This is a genomic window from Rossellomorea marisflavi (assembly GCF_009806575.1).
GTDB classification, from domain to species: Bacteria; Bacillota; Bacilli; order Bacillales; family Bacillaceae_B; genus Rossellomorea; species Rossellomorea marisflavi_A.
The window spans coordinates 997212-1017498 of the sequence record NZ_CP047095.1; the positions used below are offsets into that span (position 1 = coordinate 997212).

Genomic DNA, 20287 nt, shown 5'->3' on the forward strand with positions numbered 1-20287 from the left:
GTCCGATAGCCAGGGAAATGAGAAACGTTGACGAAGTGTTGCTGCACGGTCATTCTTATATATGTGCTTCGATATAGGGATTAACGACAGAACACCTTCTTCCGGTTGATTGGGAGGAGGTTTTTTTGATTTTTTCTTTAATAAGCCCGCATTTTCGACTCGGATCGAATCCACGTCCCTGCAGTATTTGAACATCTAATTAATAAATCATCCCATTAGATTATAAATCGTTGACACTCCGATTCTTTCATTTGGTAGCATATAGGGGAGGGGCAGAGAGGAGGTATAGAACATGGAGATACCCGTAATAGAAGAATTGCTTAGGATTTTGATGATCGCAGTCATGTGTAACCAACTCGTCATGGCATTCGCCATTTTTGTTGTGAAAGAATACTGGGTCCCCCGTTTCGAAAGGTCTATGAATGAACCGCCTCAAACCACTTTTCAACGGATCGAAAATGGACTGCACTATTCCTTCTGGGCGACAGGTTACTGGATCCACAAAAGAGTGGCGGGTCGGAAGTGGATCGTCCAGAAAAGCCTATTCCTTCTCTATATGTTGTTGGAACTGATCGTATTCATTTTGGTTTATCAAGTGTTCTTCTTAGTGTGGGAGATTGTATTCTATCTTTAATATTTGGTTAACGTTTAAGTGATGTATTTTTTGGGTTCATGCCTTTTTCAGGCATCGCATCTAGTAGGCATCAAAGCCTTCCATTAGTTAGGTGATTCAATCATCGTTGCTTCTGATAGACCAACTTGAAAATCGCTTGTTCTTCTTACCATTCACAGAAGGGATTTGGCTTAAAGGAAACTCTAATACCAAAAAATCTGGCTGAGCAACGACTCGATTTCACCTTCACATAAACACTGTAAATAATCAGTATCACCATAACACAAGCCAAAAACCTTCAGTAAACATTCCAATCACCTCTAATAAACGTCGTTGGGATTCTTATAAATGCTTTCTATGATGATCTGATAGGCTGTCCCCTACAGGTTCACTCCCCAACCGATTCCACCGTCTCGAATACCCCGATCCAAGCTTTTGTCCGGTCCGCTTCCGTCGGATCATCGGGCAAGTAATAGCTCCACCCCTTTGATTCACGTTCAGCCGTTCCGTTTCTATACCCCAGAATAAATCGGGCGCTGTTTCTTTTGGCTCTATTTTGGGTCATTTCTTCATGGGTGAAGGCCCACAGGCCGATATCATCCGCCTATGAAAAGCATGGCCAATAGCATAAGAGTCAATGGTCGGCGAATGACGTTCATCGTTTACCCTTCCTCGAAGAATTAGCCGCGATGACCCCGACGATGAGGGGGATACAGATGATGAGCCACGTCCAATAACTCATTCACATTCACTCCTTATCAATTTTTTTAACATGCTTCTGCTTTTTTCTACCTATTAGCATAGGCGCCGTATTTAGTAGGATCGACACAATGACGAGAACCCACAAAGCTCTTTCCATTGTAGGAACGACGTCCTCCAGTGCTGACCAGTCTTCTGCTTTTACCCACTGCGAGACGAGACTGTACTCTGCACACATCGTCAATGCGGTGAATGATAGCCCCAGCGCCATGGCGAGTTTGTGATCCTTTCCAGAGAAATACAGGAAAAGATTTAATACTGTTGCTGCGATCGCGATAAGTCCTAATATAATCCACATAGTGAATCCTCCGTTGGTCTCATTTACAGATAATCTAAATATATCATATATTTCTTTATTTGGAATTAGTTGGTTTAAAGGTTGTGTTTTTGATAGAATGATAGTTAAGATGTTGAATTGATCGAATACTTAAAGTATGGAGGTCATTATGCTCATTACACTCATCGTCATTGCCTCGCTCTACGCACTTCTTCACCTTTTAACAGGATCCGTCCAGCTCTTCAAAGGAGATATTCCGGTTCAGAACGCCGTGCTGTTCGTGGCCGGAAGCTTATGCATGGCCGTTTATCTCGTTTTCTTCACAAATACCCTGGGAGCACTGGCGTTACTTGCGGCAGGGTTTCTTGTGATTCAGCTAGGAGCTATTCTGAATGGAAAATTCATGAATGGGAAGGTGACCTTCAGCCATCAACTTATCCGTTTCGTCCTCATGCTTGTAGTGGTAAGTGGATTCGGGTTGGTCATCTGAGAGGATTTAAAACAGGTTGGGGCAAAGTGTTTTCCTAATAGTAAAACCCGAACTCCTTTGCGTGAAATAAGGCAAAAATAGTTCGGGTTTATTATTTTGCTTGTTGACCATGTAAATGGTTTCTAGCGGTTGATTGGAGTGCAAGACGCAGACTCCAGCGGGAAGAGTAGCTGATGTGAGAACCCACAGGCTTGCCGAGGAGGCTCACGGGCTACCCGCGGAAAGCGAAGTCTTGCACGCAAATCATGAGCGATATAAAGAATCTACACTGATTGTTTTTCATTAAATCCTAATCCACAATCACCGACCGCACCCTCTTCAAAAACTCCCGGATGACCCGGGACAATCCATTATTCGCGTTATAAAAATACCCGAAGGAATACGTTTTATAATAAGGCGGTGCGAAGTTCACGAGTACGTATTCGGCGCTTCGGGATAATCCTGCGTCGGTGCGGAAGGCGTAGTCGAAGCCGATGTTGATGGCCGTGTTGGTCTCGAGGGCGAGGCGGATCGTGTCGACGTTGTTGGTGGTGAACAGGATGTCGAAGGGGAGGGAGCTGAAGCCCTTCATGAATTCTTGGATGTACTTGTCATTGTACAGGACGATGGGTTGGCCGATGAGCATGTCCTGGGTGATGAGCGTTTCCTTGGCAAGGGGGGAGTGCTTGTTGACGGCGGCAACCATATGCCCGTCGACGAGCTTCTTGAAAACGAGATTGCGGTATCGCTTTTCTTCTTTTTCCGTATAGGTGATGAAGCCGACGTCGACCTCGCCTTCGAGGACGCGGTCGATGATGAACTCGGTACTGTTTTCATAGACGGACGCCTTGACGTTCGGGTATTCCCGCTTCAGCTCCGTGATGACGCGCACGAGGATCTCCATGGGGCCGGGATACGTGGCGACCTTGATTTCGCCGTTCATGGTTTCCGTGTAGGTTTCGACTTCATCCATGAAATCCTGGAGCTTCAAGAGGACGACCTGGGCTTTTTCGATGAGCCGGCGTCCTTCCTCGGTCGGGATCGAGCCCCTTCTGGAACGATGGAAGATGGGGATGTTGAGTTCTTTTTCCAACTGTTTGATTGACTGGCTAAGGGCAGGGAGAGTGATGTGGAGTTGTTCTGCCGCTGCCTTCAGGGAGCCGGTTTTTCCGATTTCGACTATATACTTCAACTGTTCGATTGTCATAGTAAACCTCTTTTTAGTTACGTTCTGCTTAACAAACGTTAATATTAACTAAATTTAACATAAGTGTCGTTCGTTGTATACTGAGGGTGTAGACAAGATAGAAGGAGATGGCACATGATGAAAGCACTAAGATGGCATGACCAGAAAGACATCCGTTTGGAAGAAATCGAAGAACCGGTGACAGGTGCCGGTCAGGTGAAAATGAAAGTGAAATGGTGTGGAATCTGCGGTAGTGATCTTCATGAATACTTGGGCGGACCGATCTTCATCCCGGTCGATGAGCCCCATCCTCTTACCGGCGAAAAAGCGCCTGTCACCCTCGGGCATGAGTTCTCCGGTGAAGTCGTGGAAGTCGGAGAAGGCGTGAGCAATTATAAAGTAGGCGACCGCGTTGTCGTGGAACCGATCTTCGCCACACATGGCCACCAAGGCGCTTATAATCTCGATGAGCAAATGGGCTTCCTAGGACTTGCAGGCGGCGGTGGCGGCTTGAGTGAATACGTGGCTGTCGATGAAGAGCTCCTCTTCAAGCTTCCGGATGACCTTTCCTATGAACAGGGCGCACTTGTGGAACCGTCTGCTGTGGCCCTATACGCGGTACGTTCAAGTAAAGTAAAGGCAGGGGATAAAGTCGCGGTGTTCGGATGCGGGCCGATCGGGCTTCTTGTGATCGAAGCATTGAAAGCCGCTGGTGCGACCGATATCTATGCCGTCGAGCTTTCTCCTGAGAGACAAGCCAAGGCAGAAGAACTCGGTGCGATTGTCGTCAACCCTGCAGAAGTGGACGATACCGTGGCGGAAATCAGCCGCCTCACCGGTGGAGGTGTCGATGTATCCTTCGAAGTGACAGGGGTACCGGTCGTCCTTCGCCAGGCAATCCAGTCAACAGGGATCGGTGGCGAAACAATCATCGTCTCCATCTGGGAACAGGGAGCGGAAATCCTGCCGAATGACATCGTCATCAAGGAACGGACCGTCAAAGGCATCATCGGCTACCGCGACGTGTATCCGGCCGTCCTTTCCCTCATGCAAAAAGGCTACTTCTCTGCCGACAAACTCGTCACCAAACGGATCCCTCTCGATGACGTCATCGAAGAAGGCTTCCAGAGCCTGATCAAGGAGAAGAATCAGGTGAAGATTTTGGTGCAATCAGAACAGAAGTAAAAGGCCGACCATTATCACATTCAATAATAGAAAAAGGAGACCCAATTCGTTCAGGATGGGTCTCCTTTTCTATCTATATAGCGTGCTCAAACATAAGAATCCGTAGAAATGAATGATGCCATTGATTACTTGTGCTCTACTAGAGCCCTTTAAGTAAAATCTACGCCTTCACAACCCGCCGACTTGCCATCCCCTTCGACCATCGCATGAACGGTCGATAGATCAGATACCCGATCAACGCACCGACGGTACCAAGGATCACATCATCCACATCAAAGCGTCCCAAATGGAGCACATATTGTGCCAGATTCACAAGGAAGATGAGAATGGCTGACTGTTTGACTACCTTCAACATTCCCACACCCTTCATGATGAGGAGAGGCAGGAAGAATCCGAGTGGAATGTAGAGAAGGATGTTGCCGAATGTGTTGGATAGGATGATATCGACATTGTAATGGTCCCATCTCGATATGTATTCATACAGGCTGTGAAACGGCATGACGTTTGCATTCCGCACCCATGCGTCCATATTGAAATACCCTGCCCCCTCGGGAACCCAGAAGTATTGATTGAAGTAGAAAGGGGTCGAGAAGTAGGCCACCATGTTATTCACGATGCGTTGAAGCAGCAGTGTCCATAGCAGCACAAGGGCATAGGCACCTCCGGCCAGCTTCAGGAATAGAAGAACGCCATTATTGAAAGGGGAATACGACTCCTTCAGTCCGTCCTTCAGGGTTTCTTCATGGCCGAAGCTTTGCAGGGCCGCCTTGGTCGCTTCTTCCGGCTCAAGTCCCTGTGCGATGAAATCGCTTTTCAACAGGTCGATGTGCCCCCTCATTTCCTCTTTCAGCTCGAGTCGGTCGATTTCGTCGATGTCGAGTTTGTTTACAATGCGGTCGATGTAGTTCTCAATGGTTTGATCCATGCGATTCCCTCCGAACATCTGTTGATTAAGGTGTTGACGTTGTTCCACTCTTTTAGCTTCCGGCTCAGTTCGGCCTTCCCGTCTTCGGTGACGGCGTAGTATTTCCGTCGCGCTCCCGTATCGGGCTCCTGCCAGTAGGAGCGGATCCATCCCTTTTTCTCCAACCGCTTCAGAGCAGGGTAGAGGGTGCCTTCGCTCATGCTGTAGAGCTCGTCACTGTTTTCCTTCAGCGCCTTCACGATCTGATAGCCGTACATATCCTCCGAGCTGATCAGGGATAGGAGCAGGATGTCGATGCTGCCCTTCATAATTTCTTTGTCCAACCGTCATTCCTCCTTCTATATCGTGTTACTATGTACATCGTTTTACGAGGTATATTTGGATTGTACCTCCTTCTATGGAAATTGGCAAGAACATTTAACAATTATTGAAACTTATTCCATCCTGAACTGGTATACTAGTGAATTAATAACCCAGTAGAAAGGAAGGATCCCCATGCAATTGACGATCCATACGGCAGATAAGGATGCGAGAGTCATCTCCCATCTGCTTGCGAAGAACCCGGCGAACCTCTACGAGCGTAGTCAGAACGGGCATCTCGTTCGGATGTTTTTCAGCACGTTCAGTGAGGATGAGGTGGAAGTGACCTTCTTCGTGACGCCCGACCCGATCGAACTGTCGAGGGACGGTTCGGAGAAATATGACATCACTTCCTACATCAATGACCGCGAATTTTCCGTAAGCAGCATCTTCTGTACGTTCCTGCGCACGTCCCTCGGCACGGCCCTCAACGGCAAACCGAAGGAAGCCTACACGGAGTGGGTGGATCATGCCTTTCCGTTCACATTCGAGTTCGGCCCCCTCGCATCCTCTCTGTCGGACGGGGCGATCACCGAGCTGTTCGATCCCCTTGGATTTGCCGTGGGGATCGACCGGAGCGAAGGGGAACCGGCCGCCAGGTTCATCACACTGAAAGGGAGAACGACCCTCCAACTAGGACTGAGGCAGCTGTTCGTCCTCATCCCGGTCCTTGATCAGTACAAGCACTACTATATCGATGAAAAGGAAATCGACAAGATTGAGAGATACGGGGAAGGGTGGCTCGATGATCACCCGAAACGTGCATTCATCCTGCAGCGGGCCCTCCGCTTCAAGGATGTATACCGCCATGTTCTTCCCGAGGAAGGGAAAGGAAAGTCGGAGCCGGCCAAACCGAGACTCAATGATACCCGGTATGAGTCGATCATCCACGTGGTCAAAGGACTACGAACGAAATCGAGCGTGGTCGACATGGGCTCAGGGGAAGGAAAGCTGGCCGCACGCCTTGGGTTTGTTCCCGGAATAGAAGAGATCCTTGCTGTCGAACCGTCGGAGCAGGCCGCCCTGAAGGCATTGAAGCGTTTCGAGAAAGCGGAAAGTCAGCCGGGATTCCTGAAACCGACAAACGTGATGGGGTCGTTATTCTATTATGATGAGCGCCTCCGGAATAAGGATGTGATCATCCTGTGCGAAGTGATCGAGCATATCGATCAACACCGCCTGCCGAAGATCATGGAGACGATCCTTGGTGCCTACAGACCGCGCACCCTCCTGATCACGACGCCAAACGCCGAGTACAACCGGGTGTACGACATGGGGGAAGGATACCGCCACCCCGATCACCGGTTCGAATGGACACGTGAAGAGTTCCAGACCTGGTGCCGGAATATGGACGGGGATCAAGCGTATGATATCACCCATCAGGGAATCGGTGATGACCATGACACCCACGGGCAGCCGACGCAGTTTGCCATTTTCACACGAAAGGAGGAATCATGATGAAGATTGTAATCCCACATGCCGGCATTGTCCTTCTCATAGGGCCGTCCAATAGCGGCAAGACGACGCTCTTGCGCGAGCTGGTCGAGGAGGATATCCTGGCACCATCCGAAATCGTGAGCTCCGATGAGTTCAGGAAGCTCGTCGGAGACGTGGAATTCATCGACTGGAAGGACAGGCCGAAGGAAGAAGCCGATGCGCTGTATGATACGTACCAGCAGATCTCCAAGGAAGCGTTCGGGATGATGGATGCCGTGATCGGCGCACGCTGCCGCATGAACAAGCTGACCTTCGTCGATGCCACCCATCTGCATCCCGATGACCGGAAGCGCTACATCGCCATGGCGAAGGAGAACCATGTTCCCGTCGTGGCCCTCATCCTTGATACCGATCAGGATCAACTCCTTGAGCGCGATCTCCACAGGGACAACCCCCGAGGGAAACGCCGCATCAAGCAACAGTACCAGATTTTCAAAAGGGAAAAGCGCTTTGTGAAGAAAGAAGGCTACCGCGCTGTCTATACGGTCCGTCCTTCTGATTCCGTCGAGTGGATCCGGGGAGGCAATCCGCTGGAACTTGATGTAGGAAATGGAGTCGACATCATCGGGGACGTCCACGGATGCTTTGATGAACTGATCGAGCTCCTCGTGAAACTCGGCTATGAAGAAAATGAAGACGGATTCTACATCCATCCCTACGGGCGCACATTCCTTTCACTCGGCGACATCATGAGCCGTGGTCCCAAGTCTTTTGAGACCATGACTTTTTTCCACAGGCACGTCGAACGGGGGCTTGCCCATATTATCGACAGCAATCACGGATGGAAGATCGCGCGCTACCTTGGCGGCCGGAACGTCACCTTGAGCCACGGAGATGAGTGGATCGCGGAGATGCTTGAACGATACGAAGCGGAGCACGGGGAAGAGGCGGTCAATGAGCTGAAAGAAACATGGCGTAGCTTCCTATTAAGGGCCCCGTCCCATCTTGTGTTGAAGCAAAACGCAGTACCGGTCGCAGTCTGTGCCCATGCCGGCATCAAGGACGAATTCATCGGCAAGCAGTCCCATGCAGTCAGCGACTTCTGCCGATACGGGGATACAGATGGCTTCCATGAGGACGGGCGCCCGGTGAGAAAGGATTGGACCGTTCATCATCACAACAGCCTCTTGATCCTGTGGGGCCATGATCCGAAGCCTAAGCCCCTCATGATGAACAACACCCTGAATATCGATCAAGGCGTGGTGTTCGGAGGAGAGCTCACGGCCTACCGGTATCCGGAGCGGACGCTGCTGTCGGTGAAGGGGAAAACGGACTATTCAGGCAGTGATTCGAATCCGCTGGAAGAGCTTGCGGAAAAGCGACTTCATCCGCCGAATATCGCCCGATTCCTGAACGGCTACAGCGTGGAGACGGAAACGTACGGGGAAGTGGTCATCCCGAAGGCGCAGATCATTCCGACGATCGACGCTGTCTCCCATTTCACGGTCCCGGTCGAGGAACTCATCTACATCCCGCCGACCATGAGTCCGACTCCGAAAGCATCGACGGTCGACGGGTTCCTTGAACACCCGCAGGACGCCATCGATTACTACCGGAGTCTTGGCATCAACCGGATGGTGGCTGAGAAGAAGCATATGGGCAGCAGGGGGATCCTGCTCTTATTCAAGGACGCGGAAGCCGGGGAGCGTGTCATAGGAAGACGAACCTTAGGCGTTATGTACACGCGGACGGGTAGGCGTTTCTTCCAGGAAGAGGTGGAGGATCGTGTCCTTCATACCCTTCATGAAGATCTCGTGAAGGGTGGATATTTCTCGCGGTACGAGACCGACTATGTGCTCCTCGATGCCGAGATCATGCCGTGGAACCTGAAGGCGAAGGAACTGATCCATACCCAATACGCCCATGTGGCGGAGCAGGCACTCATGGACCGGAAGAAGCTGACGGGCAAGCTCGCGGAGGCCGTCGGGGAGCATGAAGGGATCAGCGCCTGGCTCACGGAGTATGAGGAAAAGCTTCATCATGCCGGTGTGTTCAAGGGTGTCTATGAAACCTACTGTTGGGACGTCGAGGATTTCGGCGACATCCAGATCGCCCCGTTCCACGTCCTTGCCCACAGCGGGGAAACGTTCTTCAATCAGCCTCATACGTGGCATATGGAGAAGAACCGGGAGTTTGCACGCTTCAGCGATTTATTTGTGGAGACTGAGTACAAGATCATCGATGGTGAGGCCTCGGAACAGGACGTGATCGAATGGTGGCTCGAGATGACAGAGGATGGGCATGAAGGCATCGTCATCAAGCCGGAAACCTTCCTGGCGCGGTCTAAAGGCAAGCTCGTCCAGCCTGCCATCAAGGTGAGGGGTCAGAAGTATCTCCACATCATCTACGGCATGGATTACACGCAGCCCGGGAACCTGGACCGCCTAAGAAAACGGAATGTGTCCAAGAAACAAAAGCTTGCCCTCCGGCAATTTGCCCTCGGCCTTGAAGGCATCAGGCGCTTTGTTGACGGGGAGAGCCTCGAACGCATACACGAGTGCGCCCTCGGAACGCTCGCAAGCAATGCCGACCCGGTCGATCCGAGGTTGTGAGTGAATCAAGAGATGACTTATCCTGTGGTCAAAATAAACTATATAAAGTGAGTGTATAGGCCACTGAGTGGTGTTTCAATGAATACCACTAAAGCAGAATGATCGCATGTATCTCATAATGTATTTGAAGGTATAAGAGTCTTACCGTTGAATCTAATAGATATGAAACTTAATTGGTAGGAGGAAAAGAAGATGGCAGAGGTTTTGATGTTCCATCATGTTTTGGGCCGAACAAAGGGAATTGAAGCAATAGCGGATCGATTGAGAGATGCAGGACATTTTGTTCATGTGCCAGATTTATTTGATGGCCGCATTTTTTCTACGCTGGAAGAGGGCTTGGAATTCGTGAAGGGGATTGGATTTGGAGAAGTGTCGGCGCGTGGCGTTCAGGCGGCTAACGAACTTTCAAATGATATTGTGTATGCAGGTTTTTCATTAGGTGTCCCGGCTGCACAGAAGCTCGCTCAAACACGTGAAGGCGCAAGAGGTGCACTATTCTTTCATGCCTGCCTTCCGCCCTCGGCATTCGATTCCGAGTGGCCAAAAGACGTACCGGTTCAAATTCACGCAATGACTGAAGATCCTTTTTTTGTTGAAGACGGTGACATTGATGCGGCCCGTGAGATTGTTAAATCAACCAATCTCGCTGAACTCTTTTTATATGAAGGAAGAGAACATCTCTTCACAGAGAGTTGTTTACCGTCTTACGATGATGACGCGACGAAGCTGCTCATCAAGCGAGTGATCAATTTTCTAGGTGAATCTTAACTAAATACAAAGTATTGAGATCGGGTCATTATACGGCTACAAGATTCAAGCTCACTATCTTATAAGGTCAAAACAGCGATTTTCAAAAGATTAATGGAGTATAGGAGCAAAAAAGGTAGGATAACATCTATCAGTTTGATTCAGTAATGGTAGAACATAGTATCTTCTGCATTCAATCTTTGTCCTTTTATTCTTCCGGGTTACCTGCTCAATGAATGTGGAAAAGTTGAAAATCATGTTCTGGTCTGCAACTTTTCTGTGTCTTCCCGCTTGTCAAGAACAACTGATGAACATACTATAAAGGGATGTACGAGTAGAGGAGAGATTATTGTGGAAATCATAGCAATTATATTAGTAGGGATCGTGGCGATCGAGCATCTGTTCATCATGATCCTCGAAATGTTCTTTATCCGATCAAAGATGGCCAAACGGGCTTTCAATCTGCCGGAGCATCTCCAGGGGGATCCCAATGTGGCCACGATGTTCGCCAATCAGGGCCTTTACAATGGATTTCTTGCTGCAGGGCTTCTCTGGGGCTTGATCCTCGGAAGCACATCGACAGGCTATATGATCCAGCTATTCTTTGTGATTTGCGTGGTGATCGCTGCGTTGTTTGGCGGGTTCACTTCCAATAAGGGAATCATCGTGAAACAGGGGGTGCCAGCGATACTGGCGCTGATTGCCCTGATCATCGTGATGTAAAGAAGAAAATGCCATTCCGGGAATGGCGTTTTTTTTTTTTTGCAACTGGATGGCTCTGTATACTGCATAAAAAAATCATGATTCATACGTTCCGTAATGAGACCGATTCTGTCATATGTACGATCTTCACCTGAAGAAAGGGGAGAAATAAAAATAGTAGGAGGTTTGAGGATTCAGAGTTGAGGGTATTGGTAGATTGTGTTCATGAAAAGAGCAGGGAGATGGCCTCTCCCTGCCGAATTAAGAGCAGCAATTGCATTCCTTATCCTGGATGAGGATCGATGGAATGCCTTCGCTGTTTGGATTAAGGTAGTGTTGTTTGATGATCACCGCTTCGCTAAACTGCTCAATGATCCCGACCAGTTCGGATAGGTCATCAAGTTCCACATACCATTTACCTTTGATTTCATAAGCACAATCCAAAGGTTTCTCTCGGTTTCTGCAACCAGTACGTTCGATGTGGAATATCACGTATGGAACACACCCTGTAGTTTGACTTGGAAACATTCGTTCCCATTCTACTTCAGTGTATCCCATACAAGCAATATTCATAAATTCCCAATTAAATTACGTTTAAAAGTAGTAAAAATAAGACTTATTAAGTGTAAAATTTCCAATTGGAAAATGGGAATTACTCTTCTTTGGATGGGAGTATATCCACCCAATAGATATTCAGGGCTTTGACAAGAATATCAACTTTGTTAATAGATGCATTTGTTTTACCTCTTTCCAGGGACGAAATAAAGTTGATGGATAGTCCGGTTGCCTTGCTCAGTTCTTGAATGGTGATATCTTGGGTCCTTCGGTGGTATCTGAGCCTTCGTCCAATATATTGTGTTATCTCCAAGAAGAACACCCACTTCCAAAAAATAAGAACTAGGTGCAACAGCCCTAATCCTCTTTAGTAGATTCTTGTCCGGGGTAATTGCCGTAGTAGGTATCGGGTAATTGATATCGAAGTAATCAAATCTGTGCAATTGTAGTTTTACCCTGCCATTTTAAACATAAACCTTTTTAAGGGATTCAATCTTAAAATTTTTTAATCTATTTTTAATATGGACGTAAAGGTCATCATCCTTTTGAGGGGTGATGACCTTTTTTGTGTGTAGTCCTTAATGTGGTTAAGCGTGTGAATCATTTCATGTTTTCAGTTGTCTGTACGTGCATCTCAATCGAGGATTGGGTGTTCACTTTGCAGAGAACCATCTTCAATGGCTTGTCAGCAGGGGATTTCTTTTTCCAGTTCTGGACATACGCACTATACCGATTTGTCCCACCCCAATAAGATATAGAGATTCTATATAAGGAGGGGTTTGGGTTTGGCGTTTCCGAGTAATGATCAATTTACACCGATTGAAGTTGGTGGTGTCCCGCTATTCGATGTAGTGGGGGATGAAAATCCGCCTTCAACGGATATCGTCGGGAATTCAACGTTTCCCGCAGGTTTTTTTGCCTATGATGGAACGAATGTTTATTTTAGGATTCGATTGGACGGTGACCCGCGTAATACGCAGCTGACGGGTTTTCGGAATTTTTCATGGGGTGTGCTCATTAACACGACTGGAGTAGCAGGTACGTATAACTGGCTTTTTAACGTGGATGGGTTGAATAATCGCGTAAGTTTGATTCAAAATACGATTGTACAAGTGAACTCATGGACGGATCAAGCTGAAGGGACAAATGGAAGTGGGGCACCGAATGTGTCTAGACCGATTACAAATTTCGATTTTGCCAGGGTTTCCCCAGCGGATTCTTCAATTGGCGGGACACAGGACTTTTTCCTGGATTGGTATCTTCCTGCCAACGTTTTTTTCTCTACTCTCGGCATCACGGAGACCTCACTGATCCGCATTGTTTCTTTTACATCGGCCAATGCGAATAATTACAATAAAGACTCCCTTCGTACCAGTGAAGGCTTTAGCTTTACCAATGCATTCAGTGATCCCGTCACTCCAGAGGATGCAGATGTGAGGGCAAGACTTCGGACGACCAAGCAACTGACGAGTGGGCCGACATTGCTCTTGTTGGGCCAGCAAGCGACGTGGACGGGAATAATCAGGGTTCAGAACAATGGGGAGTCACAGGCGACGACGATTTTTCTCCAGGATATCCTTGGACCCGATAACATCAGTTCCTTTGTCGTAAATAGTGTTTCACAGGGGTTGGTCAGCTATAATCCTGCAACGAAACAATTGACCTGGAGTGTCGGCAACTTAGGAGAAGAAGCGCAGGCGACGCTGACTTTCACCTTGGTCGGTAGCTATACGACAAGCGGGACACGGTTATTGGACCGTGTGGTGGCGACAGGGGTTGATAGCTATTCGGGAGGGACGGTAACATCTAATACGACGATCGTAAACGTGAATGTGTTGGCTGCAGCAACGATTAACGGGACGATAACCGATCAATCCACTGGGCTTGTGCTTCCGAATGCGACCGTGACCCTTCTTCAAGGAGTAACGGTGATTGCCACTACGACTAGCAATGCAGCAGGCTTTTATTCGTTCACCAATCTTGCCGCGGGAAATTACACGGTGCAAGCATCCAGAACGAATTATACGACCGCTTCGGTGAATACGTCCGTATCGAGCGGCAGTTCACAAACGGTTAATATTGCCCTCCAGCCCCTCAACAGTACCATTACGGGAAATGTGTCGAGCGGTGGCCCAATCGCCAACGCTACAATCGTGTTGACCAATCCAGCAGGAACGATTGTTGCCACGACGACAACGAATGGAGCCGGAAATTACACGTTTAAGGGCATCATTCCAGGCTCCTATAATTTATCGGTTACAGCAGCAGGTTTCCAGTCCCAGACGGCTGGTGTGACGACGGTTGCGAACCAGACGTCCATCGTGAACTTTGTGCTTTTGGCCAACCCGGGTGCCATTTCGGGAACGGTACGGGATAGCTTGACGAACGCGCCGATTCAAGGATCAACCGTGGAACTGCTCACGCAGACCGGTATTCTTCTTTCTTCAACTGTTACAGATGCAGCAGGGCTGTATACGTTCGGCAACTTGGCGCCGGGGAGCTATCAGGTAAGGGCCGTGGCTCTCGGATATTCGACCTCGACGGTTTCTGTCCAGGTCGTTTCAGGTGCCACCACGACGGTGAACCTCTTCCTTCAACAAAATCCGGGTGCCGTTGCCGGTCAGGTGAGGGATGCAGCGACACAGCTTCCAATTCAGGGAGCGACGGTTCAAGCTGTTGATAGCCAAGGATTCGTCATTGATGCCTTTACTACTGATGCCAATGGGCAATATGCGTTCAACAACCTCCTACCAGGTCCGTACACGTTCGTATTCACGGCGAGCGGCTATGGAAGTCAGACAAAGGGTGCGACGGTCACCTCCAATACGACGACGATCCTTGATGCCGAATTGACACGGATTGCAGGAACTCTTACTGGTACCGTCACCGATCCAGGAAGTGCTCCCATTCCAAACGCGACTGTGACAGTATTCTTTAATAACGTACAAATTGCGAGTGTCCTTACGGATGCATCGGGGAATTACACGATTCCAGGATTGGCGCCTGGTTCCTATACCGTGGTGATTGGAGCCACCAATTTCTCGACCGTCACACTCGGGACTTCCATCACTGGAGGGCAGACGACCATCTTGAATGCCACTTTGTCCCCGAATCCAGGAACGCTCACAGGGCTTGTTCAGGATACTGGGGCTAATCCACTAGCGGGCGTGAACATCACCGTCACGACGAGCTCCGGAACGGGTGTCATCGTGGCGACGACCGTGACAGGGACGGACGGAACCTATACGATCACAGGACTCGCTCCAGGGAATTATATCGTGGTGGCGAGTAATCTGAATTTTCAACAGGGATCTGAGGGGGCGACCATTACTTCAGGCGCCACAACGGTTGTCAACTTTATCCTCACAGCCAATCCGGGATCATTGGCTGGGACCATTACCAATGCACAGACGGGTGCACCGTTTGCCGGTGCCAATGTTCAGGTGAGGATCCTCGATGCGGGTGGGACCGTTATCGCCACTGTTTCTTCTGACATCAACGGCCAGTACTCGGTTGGTAATCTTGCACCAGGAATCTATACCGTGGTGGCTGCTGCACCTGATTTTCAGACGAACAGCGCAACGGTTCAGGTAGTATCGAACCAAACAGCGATTGGAGATGTGGCCCTTGTACCGAATCCTGGAAGTATATTCGGTACGGTCACCAGCAGCATCGGGTCGACCCCCATCGGTGGAGCGACCGTTTCCATCATCAACAGCGGCGGGATATTGGTTACGTCCGTCATAACGGATCCTGCAGGGAATTTCACTGTCGGAGGACTCGGACCGGATACGTATACGGTGTCGGTCATCGCACAGGATTTCCAAAGCGGTTCCGTTGGTGCCGTTGTCGTATCAGGACAGACGACTCCAGTCGCCGTTCAGCTCCAGCCTTTCCCTGGTCGGATCATCGGGACCGTCACACCTGAAGTAGCGAATACAATCGTGGAACTAAGGGATGTCAACAATGTGTTCATCGATTCCTTCGTAACGAATCCGGATGGTACGTATTCCTTCAATAATCTTGCACCGGGCGTGTATACCGTCACGGCAAGTGCCCCGAATTATACGTCAGCTCAAGGTGGGGCCACGGTGACGAGTGGCGGAACGGCTGTCGTCAATTTGACGATTATCCCGAATCCAGCGTCGGCATCGGGTCAGATTACAACGACAGGTGGCGTACCACTTCCGACTTCTTTCGTTCAGGTCTTGAATTCAAATGGGATACTCGTTGGCACGGGTTCATCGGATGCTAATGGATTCTATATCGTCGGAGGTCTTCCGGCAGGGTCCTATACGGTGGTTGCCAACGCACCGAACTATGGACAACAAGTGAGAGGAATCACTCTGACGATCGGGCAGGTGCTCACCAACGTTGATTTTGTATTGACGCCAGATACCGGAAATCTGACCGGTCAGGTAACGGACCGACAAACGGGTAACGTACTATCCGGTGCTTCTGTTGTCGTATTGGACGCCACGACACAGTTGCCGGTGGCCACGACTACCACGTCATTGTTCGGAAACTATGTTCTGAATGGTCTTGCGCCGGGTACCTACATCGTCACAGCCTCCCTGGCCAATTATTCCACTGAGCAGGTCGGAGCCATCATCATCAGCAATCAGAACAGCACGGCCAATATCTCCCTGCAGCCGAATCCAGGAACCATATCTGGGAATGTAGTCGATGTGAACGGGAATCCGATAACGGGTAATAACATTCAAATCTCTGTCCTGAATGAAAATAATGTGCTCATCGTGACACTTCTTGCGAATCCAGACGGCACGTACCAAGTACCGCAATTGCCACCTGGCACGTATTTCGTCACAGCGAGCGCGCCGGGATTTGCATCCTCCACCGTATCCGCCATTGTGACAGCAGGAGCGACGGTGCCGGTCACAAATGTCCTTACGGCGAATCCGGTGACACTGACGGCTACGGTCCTGATCCTTGGCACCTCGACACCGATTGCCGGATCACAGGTCCAAGTGAAGACATCCAGCAACATTGTCATCGCGACAGGTACGACCGATGCAGCAGGGAATGTCACGTTTACGGGTCTTCCCGCTGGGACACTCATCGTGGCAGCAGATGCACAAAACTTTGGGACAGATTCGAAGTCAGTGTTTGCCGCTCCGGGAGATGTGCTCACCGTCCAGCTCTTCTTACCAGATGATCCAGGTCAGGTTGTGGGGGTCGTCACAAACCTTGCAACAGGTGCCCCGATTCCGAATGCCACCATCACGTTGACAGATAACACAGGTGTCATTGTTTCCACTGCGGTAACCAACACAGCAGGTCAATATTCGTTCTCTGGAGTAACACCGGGCACGTATCGTCTAACAGCCAACGCACCGAACTTCGGACCGGAGATTTCAGGTGTGACGGTGGCGCCGAATGCGGTGAGCAACGTCAGTTTTGCATTGCAGCCGAACCCAGGTATCATTACAGGCATAGTGAGAGATTCCGTTACAAACTTGCCGATTCCGAATGCCACGATTGCCGTCAGGGAATTTTCAGGAGATGGACCGATCATCACCACGACGCTTACCGACGCCAATGGCTTTTTCCAGACGACCCATCTCTCACCACGGTCCTATGTCGTCTTAGCCAGTAAAGAAGGTTTTGGAACAGCGACGGTTTCTGCTGAAGTACTGAGTGGCCAGATCACTAACGTCGAGTTGTTCCTGACGCCGAATCCAGGCGCTGTTCAAGGGACGGTCCGCGATGCAGCGACAGGGCTTCCGATTGGCGATACGCTCGTTCGGGCAATCAACAATCAAGGCACGATCATTGTCTTCATCCACACCGACAGTAATGGATTCTATTATCTTGGGGGACTGCCACCGGGAGATTACACGATTACAGCGGTCAATCCACTGTATCAAGCAGGTTTTGCAGAAACCTTAATCCAATCGAATGTAACCAATACCGTAAACCTTTCACTACAGCCAAACCCTGCCTCATTGAGCGGGTTGGTGTTCGACGCTGTCGATGGATCGCCGCTACCCGGTACCGTGATCGAGGTCAGGCTAGCGGGGACCAACGTTCTCGTGCGTCGTGTCACATCGGATGAAAATGGACGCTACATCATTACAGGTCTTCCGACTGGAACGTTTGATGTCGTGGCAGAACTTCAAAACTATATGATCACGACGAATACAATTTTCCTGACAGCTGGTGAGTCGGAAGTACTGAACATCCCGATGCAACCTTTTCCTGCGACTATAAGGGGTACGGTGGTAAACGCCGTCACGCTTGCCCCTATTTCAGGTGCATTGGTGAAATTGGTCATTGCAAATACAGATATTGAAGTGACGAGCATCCTGACCTCGGCAGATGGAACCTACACCCTATCGAATATTGCCGTCGGACAATACGATGTGATCTTCTCGGCCAGTGGCTATGCGAATGTCGTTGTCCCTGTGATTTTGGAACCGAATGAAGTGGAAGTAGTAGATGCCTTCCTTGATCCGAATCCTGGTACGTTGACGGGAAGAGTATTCGACCAAGTGACGGGTGCAAGTATACAAGGGGCTCTGGTTCGGGTGTTCAACCAGGACGGTACCTTCATCACAAGCACTCTGACCGATGCCAATGGGATTTATGAACTTCCTGGCATAGCAGAAGGATTGTATACGGTCATCTATAGTGCGGAAGGCTACGGGGCAGAATCGAGGACCATCGCCATCCCGGCGGGAGCAACCGTGACAGTGGACGTCGGTCTACTGGCTGAGTCTTCGGCCATTCAGGGAACGGTGCGTGATGCCGCCATAGGACTACCGATTCCTTCAGCCCTTGTCCAAATCTTCACCATCGGCACGACCATTCCGATTGCTTCTGTTTTAACCGATCAGTCAGGTCAATACTTTATCTCGGGAATCCTGCCGGAAGAGTACCGCGTGGTGTACAGTGCACCGACGTATCAGTCCGAAACGTTCATCCTCTTCTTCAATCCTGGAGAAACGAAAACGGTCGATGCCGAGTTGACTAGACTGCCTTCCAGCATCGTAGGTGTCGTCACGGATGTCACCACGGGACTTCCTATCACGAACGCAACGGTGACGCTCTTCATCGAAGGGACGGAAATCGCAGTCGCCTCGTCGACAACGGACCAGGACGGGAATTACGTGCTGACAGGATTGTCGGCAGGTACGTACAGCCTCCGATTTGAGGCGTTTGGTTACCAAACGGCAGCGGTCCCGATTCAACTCGGGTTTGCTGAGACATTGACGGTGAACCAGGCATTGAGGTTGGAATTCGGAAGCGTAACCGGTACTATCAGGGAAGCCTTGACTGGTGAGCCGATTCGAAATTCCCTCGTTCTTGCCTTCTCTGTAACCGGTGTGCCACTTGGAACGGCCATTACGGATATTAACGGGAATTACCTGATTGATGGGTTACCGCAAGGACCGATAGTCCTCGTCGTCAGGGCCGTCGGCTTCCAGACGCAGACAAGGGAAGTTGCCATCATTGGAGGTCAAACCATCCAGGAAAATTTCAATCTCCTCGGAGACCCGGCCGTCATCACAGGTTTCATCACGGATATTCGCACAGGTGAACCGATCTCTCAAGCACTGGTCCAAATCTATCCGTTCGGTTCCGACGTCCCGATCCGGTCCACGTTGTCGGCACAAAATGGCTTCTATATCCTCTTCGGCCTCCCGCCTGGACGCTATGTGATCCGGGTCAGGGCGTTCGGCTATCCGGAGAAATTCGTAGAGGTCACACTTCTTGAAGGGCAGGTCCTGAGGCTCGATATCCAGCTTGGTAACGTGAACCCACCACCGCCGAACGATCTGCGTCCGGAATGCATCAAAGCCGACAAACTGTACGACTGGGTATTCGCTCCGTTCAGGGAGTCCCAGAAGGTCATGATCCCGCCTGACTGCAGGGGAATCGTGGTAGACGCCCTCGCCCTCGGCGAAGACGTGACGATTTCCTGCAGCACCGGAGCCGCAAGCTGCCGCGTAATCGGGTACGAGAACGGAAGGCCGGGAGTCGTGAATGTCAGGATCGAGATCCCGGTCACGCTTACCCTTGAGACGGAGGACGGGGGCTCGTGTGTCATCGAGTACCGCGCCTATCTCGACCGTTCCCTTGCCGTCTGCATTCCAGATGGCCTCAACGCCGGGAACATCGACTGCTCGCTCCTTGAAGTGAAATGCATGGCAGATGGTGGAGTCCTTACTGATCAGTTCTTCCAGATCAACCTCCTTGCCTGCCTGCAGATCGAAGTCCATGCCAACGTCACCCTGGAGGTCCTTGCTGAATTCTGCTTCCCTCGCGGAAATCCTGAATTCGTCAATCAGGATGCTATCTCCAGCTGTGATTTTCCGGAGTGGCCACCAGGTTGTTAAGATAATGAATGCGATCCCGTTTATGCGGGATCGTTTTTTTATGGGAGAGTTCCGAGACGAGGGAAATAAAAAAATTGTTTAATAGTAGATTTTGAATATG

Annotated in this window: 15 protein-coding genes; 8 read left to right on the top strand and 7 right to left on the bottom strand. The window is 50.0% G+C overall.

Going from position 1 to position 20287, the window contains the following annotated elements:
- The first annotated feature begins 292 nt into the window (after nt 1-292).
- Nucleotides 293-634, top strand: a complete 342-nt coding sequence (locus D5E69_RS05325; protein ID WP_048005330.1) for a hypothetical protein — start codon at nt 293-295, stop codon at nt 632-634.
- A gap of 367 nt (nt 635-1001) precedes the next feature.
- Here the strand turns inward: D5E69_RS05325 and D5E69_RS05330 are convergent, their stop codons facing one another.
- Both D5E69_RS05330 and D5E69_RS05335 read right to left on the bottom strand, forming a co-directional pair.
- A complete protein-coding gene (locus D5E69_RS05330) occupies nt 1002-1178 on the bottom strand; it encodes a hypothetical protein (protein ID WP_159129378.1) in 177 nt (58 codons plus the stop codon).
- Between the two features lie 183 nt (nt 1179-1361).
- Complete coding sequence (locus D5E69_RS05335) at nt 1362-1670, bottom strand: hypothetical protein (protein WP_048015637.1); 309 nt, start codon at nt 1668-1670, stop codon at nt 1362-1364.
- 148 nt (nt 1671-1818) lie between these two features.
- Here D5E69_RS05335 and D5E69_RS05340 point away from each other — a divergent pair, with 148 nt between their 5' ends.
- Nucleotides 1819-2139, top strand: a complete 321-nt coding sequence (locus D5E69_RS05340) for a hypothetical protein (RefSeq protein ID WP_159129379.1) — start codon at nt 1819-1821, stop codon at nt 2137-2139.
- A 289-nt stretch (nt 2140-2428) separates the two neighbouring features.
- Here the strand turns inward: D5E69_RS05340 and D5E69_RS05345 are convergent, their stop codons facing one another.
- Nucleotides 2429-3325: a LysR family transcriptional regulator gene (locus D5E69_RS05345; protein WP_159129380.1), complete on the bottom strand. Its 897-nt coding sequence runs from the start codon at nt 3323-3325 to the stop codon at nt 2429-2431.
- Between the two features lie 117 nt (nt 3326-3442).
- Here D5E69_RS05345 and D5E69_RS05350 point away from each other — a divergent pair, with 117 nt between their 5' ends.
- On the top strand, nt 3443-4489 hold the full coding sequence (locus D5E69_RS05350; protein ID WP_048005661.1) for a 2,3-butanediol dehydrogenase: 1047 nt from the start codon (nt 3443-3445) through the stop codon (nt 4487-4489).
- Between the two features lie 160 nt (nt 4490-4649).
- On the opposite strand, the gene D5E69_RS05355 is transcribed toward D5E69_RS05350, so the two are convergent.
- Together D5E69_RS05355 and D5E69_RS05360 are read right to left on the bottom strand one after the other, a co-directional pair.
- A complete protein-coding gene (locus D5E69_RS05355) occupies nt 4650-5414 on the bottom strand; it encodes a VanZ family protein (RefSeq protein WP_063190843.1) in 765 nt (254 codons plus the stop codon).
- The gene (locus tag D5E69_RS05360; protein ID WP_063190842.1) at nt 5375-5737 is read right to left on the bottom strand and encodes a PadR family transcriptional regulator; all 363 of its coding nucleotides are present in this window, start codon (nt 5735-5737) and stop codon (nt 5375-5377) included. The genes D5E69_RS05355 and D5E69_RS05360 overlap by 40 nt, the downstream gene beginning before the upstream one ends.
- A gap of 172 nt (nt 5738-5909) precedes the next feature.
- Between D5E69_RS05360 and D5E69_RS05365 the strand changes: the two genes are divergently transcribed.
- From D5E69_RS05365 to D5E69_RS05380, 4 genes are all read left to right on the top strand, one after another.
- On the top strand, nt 5910-7232 hold the full coding sequence (locus tag D5E69_RS05365) for a methyltransferase domain-containing protein (protein ID WP_148796613.1): 1323 nt from the start codon (nt 5910-5912) through the stop codon (nt 7230-7232).
- A complete protein-coding gene (locus D5E69_RS05370; protein WP_347566733.1) occupies nt 7229-9823 on the top strand; it encodes a polynucleotide kinase-phosphatase in 2595 nt (864 codons plus the stop codon). Before D5E69_RS05365 ends, D5E69_RS05370 begins: the two co-directional genes overlap by 4 nt.
- Before the next feature lie 192 nt (nt 9824-10015).
- Nucleotides 10016-10591 (top strand): dienelactone hydrolase family protein, encoded by a 576-nt coding sequence (locus D5E69_RS05375; RefSeq protein ID WP_159129381.1) that lies wholly within the window; start codon nt 10016-10018, stop codon nt 10589-10591.
- 330 nt (nt 10592-10921) lie between these two features.
- Nucleotides 10922-11293 (top strand): DUF1304 domain-containing protein, encoded by a 372-nt coding sequence (locus D5E69_RS05380; RefSeq protein WP_063190838.1) that lies wholly within the window; start codon nt 10922-10924, stop codon nt 11291-11293.
- Between the two features lie 240 nt (nt 11294-11533).
- Here D5E69_RS05380 and D5E69_RS05385 read toward each other — a convergent pair whose 3' ends face one another.
- Both D5E69_RS05385 and D5E69_RS24050 read right to left on the bottom strand, forming a co-directional pair.
- The gene (locus tag D5E69_RS05385) at nt 11534-11716 is read right to left on the bottom strand and encodes a hypothetical protein (protein WP_048005320.1); all 183 of its coding nucleotides are present in this window, start codon (nt 11714-11716) and stop codon (nt 11534-11536) included.
- A 208-nt stretch (nt 11717-11924) separates the two neighbouring features.
- Entirely contained in the window at nt 11925-12149 is a 225-nt protein-coding gene (locus tag D5E69_RS24050) for a helix-turn-helix domain-containing protein (protein ID WP_367037818.1), read from the bottom strand.
- Between the two features lie 463 nt (nt 12150-12612).
- Here D5E69_RS24050 and D5E69_RS05395 point away from each other — a divergent pair, with 463 nt between their 5' ends.
- Nucleotides 12613-20187, top strand: coding sequence for a carboxypeptidase regulatory-like domain-containing protein (locus D5E69_RS05395; protein ID WP_159129383.1), 7575 nt, complete (start codon nt 12613-12615; stop codon nt 20185-20187).
- Nucleotides 20188-20287 lie beyond the last annotated feature (100 nt).

What these genes read in the sequence shown, in the direction of transcription:
- D5E69_RS05325 (WP_048005330.1), top strand. Translation starts at nt 293, where the DNA reads ATGGAGATACCCGTAATAGAAGAATTGCTTAGGATTTTGATGATCGCA.
- D5E69_RS05345 (WP_159129380.1), bottom strand. Translation starts at nt 3,325, where the DNA reads ATGACAATCGAACAGTTGAAGTATATAGTCGAAATCGGAAAAACCGGC.
- D5E69_RS05340 (WP_159129379.1), top strand. Translation starts at nt 1,819, where the DNA reads ATGCTCATTACACTCATCGTCATTGCCTCGCTCTACGCACTTCTTCAC.
- D5E69_RS05375 (WP_159129381.1), top strand. Translation starts at nt 10,016, where the DNA reads ATGGCAGAGGTTTTGATGTTCCATCATGTTTTGGGCCGAACAAAGGGA.
- D5E69_RS05335 (WP_048015637.1), bottom strand. Translation starts at nt 1,670, where the DNA reads ATGTGGATTATATTAGGACTTATCGCGATCGCAGCAACAGTATTAAAT.
- D5E69_RS05330 (WP_159129378.1), bottom strand. Translation starts at nt 1,178, where the DNA reads ATGACCCAAAATAGAGCCAAAAGAAACAGCGCCCGATTTATTCTGGGG.
- D5E69_RS05365 (WP_148796613.1), top strand. Translation starts at nt 5,910, where the DNA reads ATGCAATTGACGATCCATACGGCAGATAAGGATGCGAGAGTCATCTCC.
- D5E69_RS05355 (WP_063190843.1), bottom strand. Translation starts at nt 5,414, where the DNA reads ATGGATCAAACCATTGAGAACTACATCGACCGCATTGTAAACAAACTC.
- D5E69_RS05350 (WP_048005661.1), top strand. Translation starts at nt 3,443, where the DNA reads ATGAAAGCACTAAGATGGCATGACCAGAAAGACATCCGTTTGGAAGAA.
- D5E69_RS05370 (WP_347566733.1), top strand. Translation starts at nt 7,229, where the DNA reads ATGATGAAGATTGTAATCCCACATGCCGGCATTGTCCTTCTCATAGGG.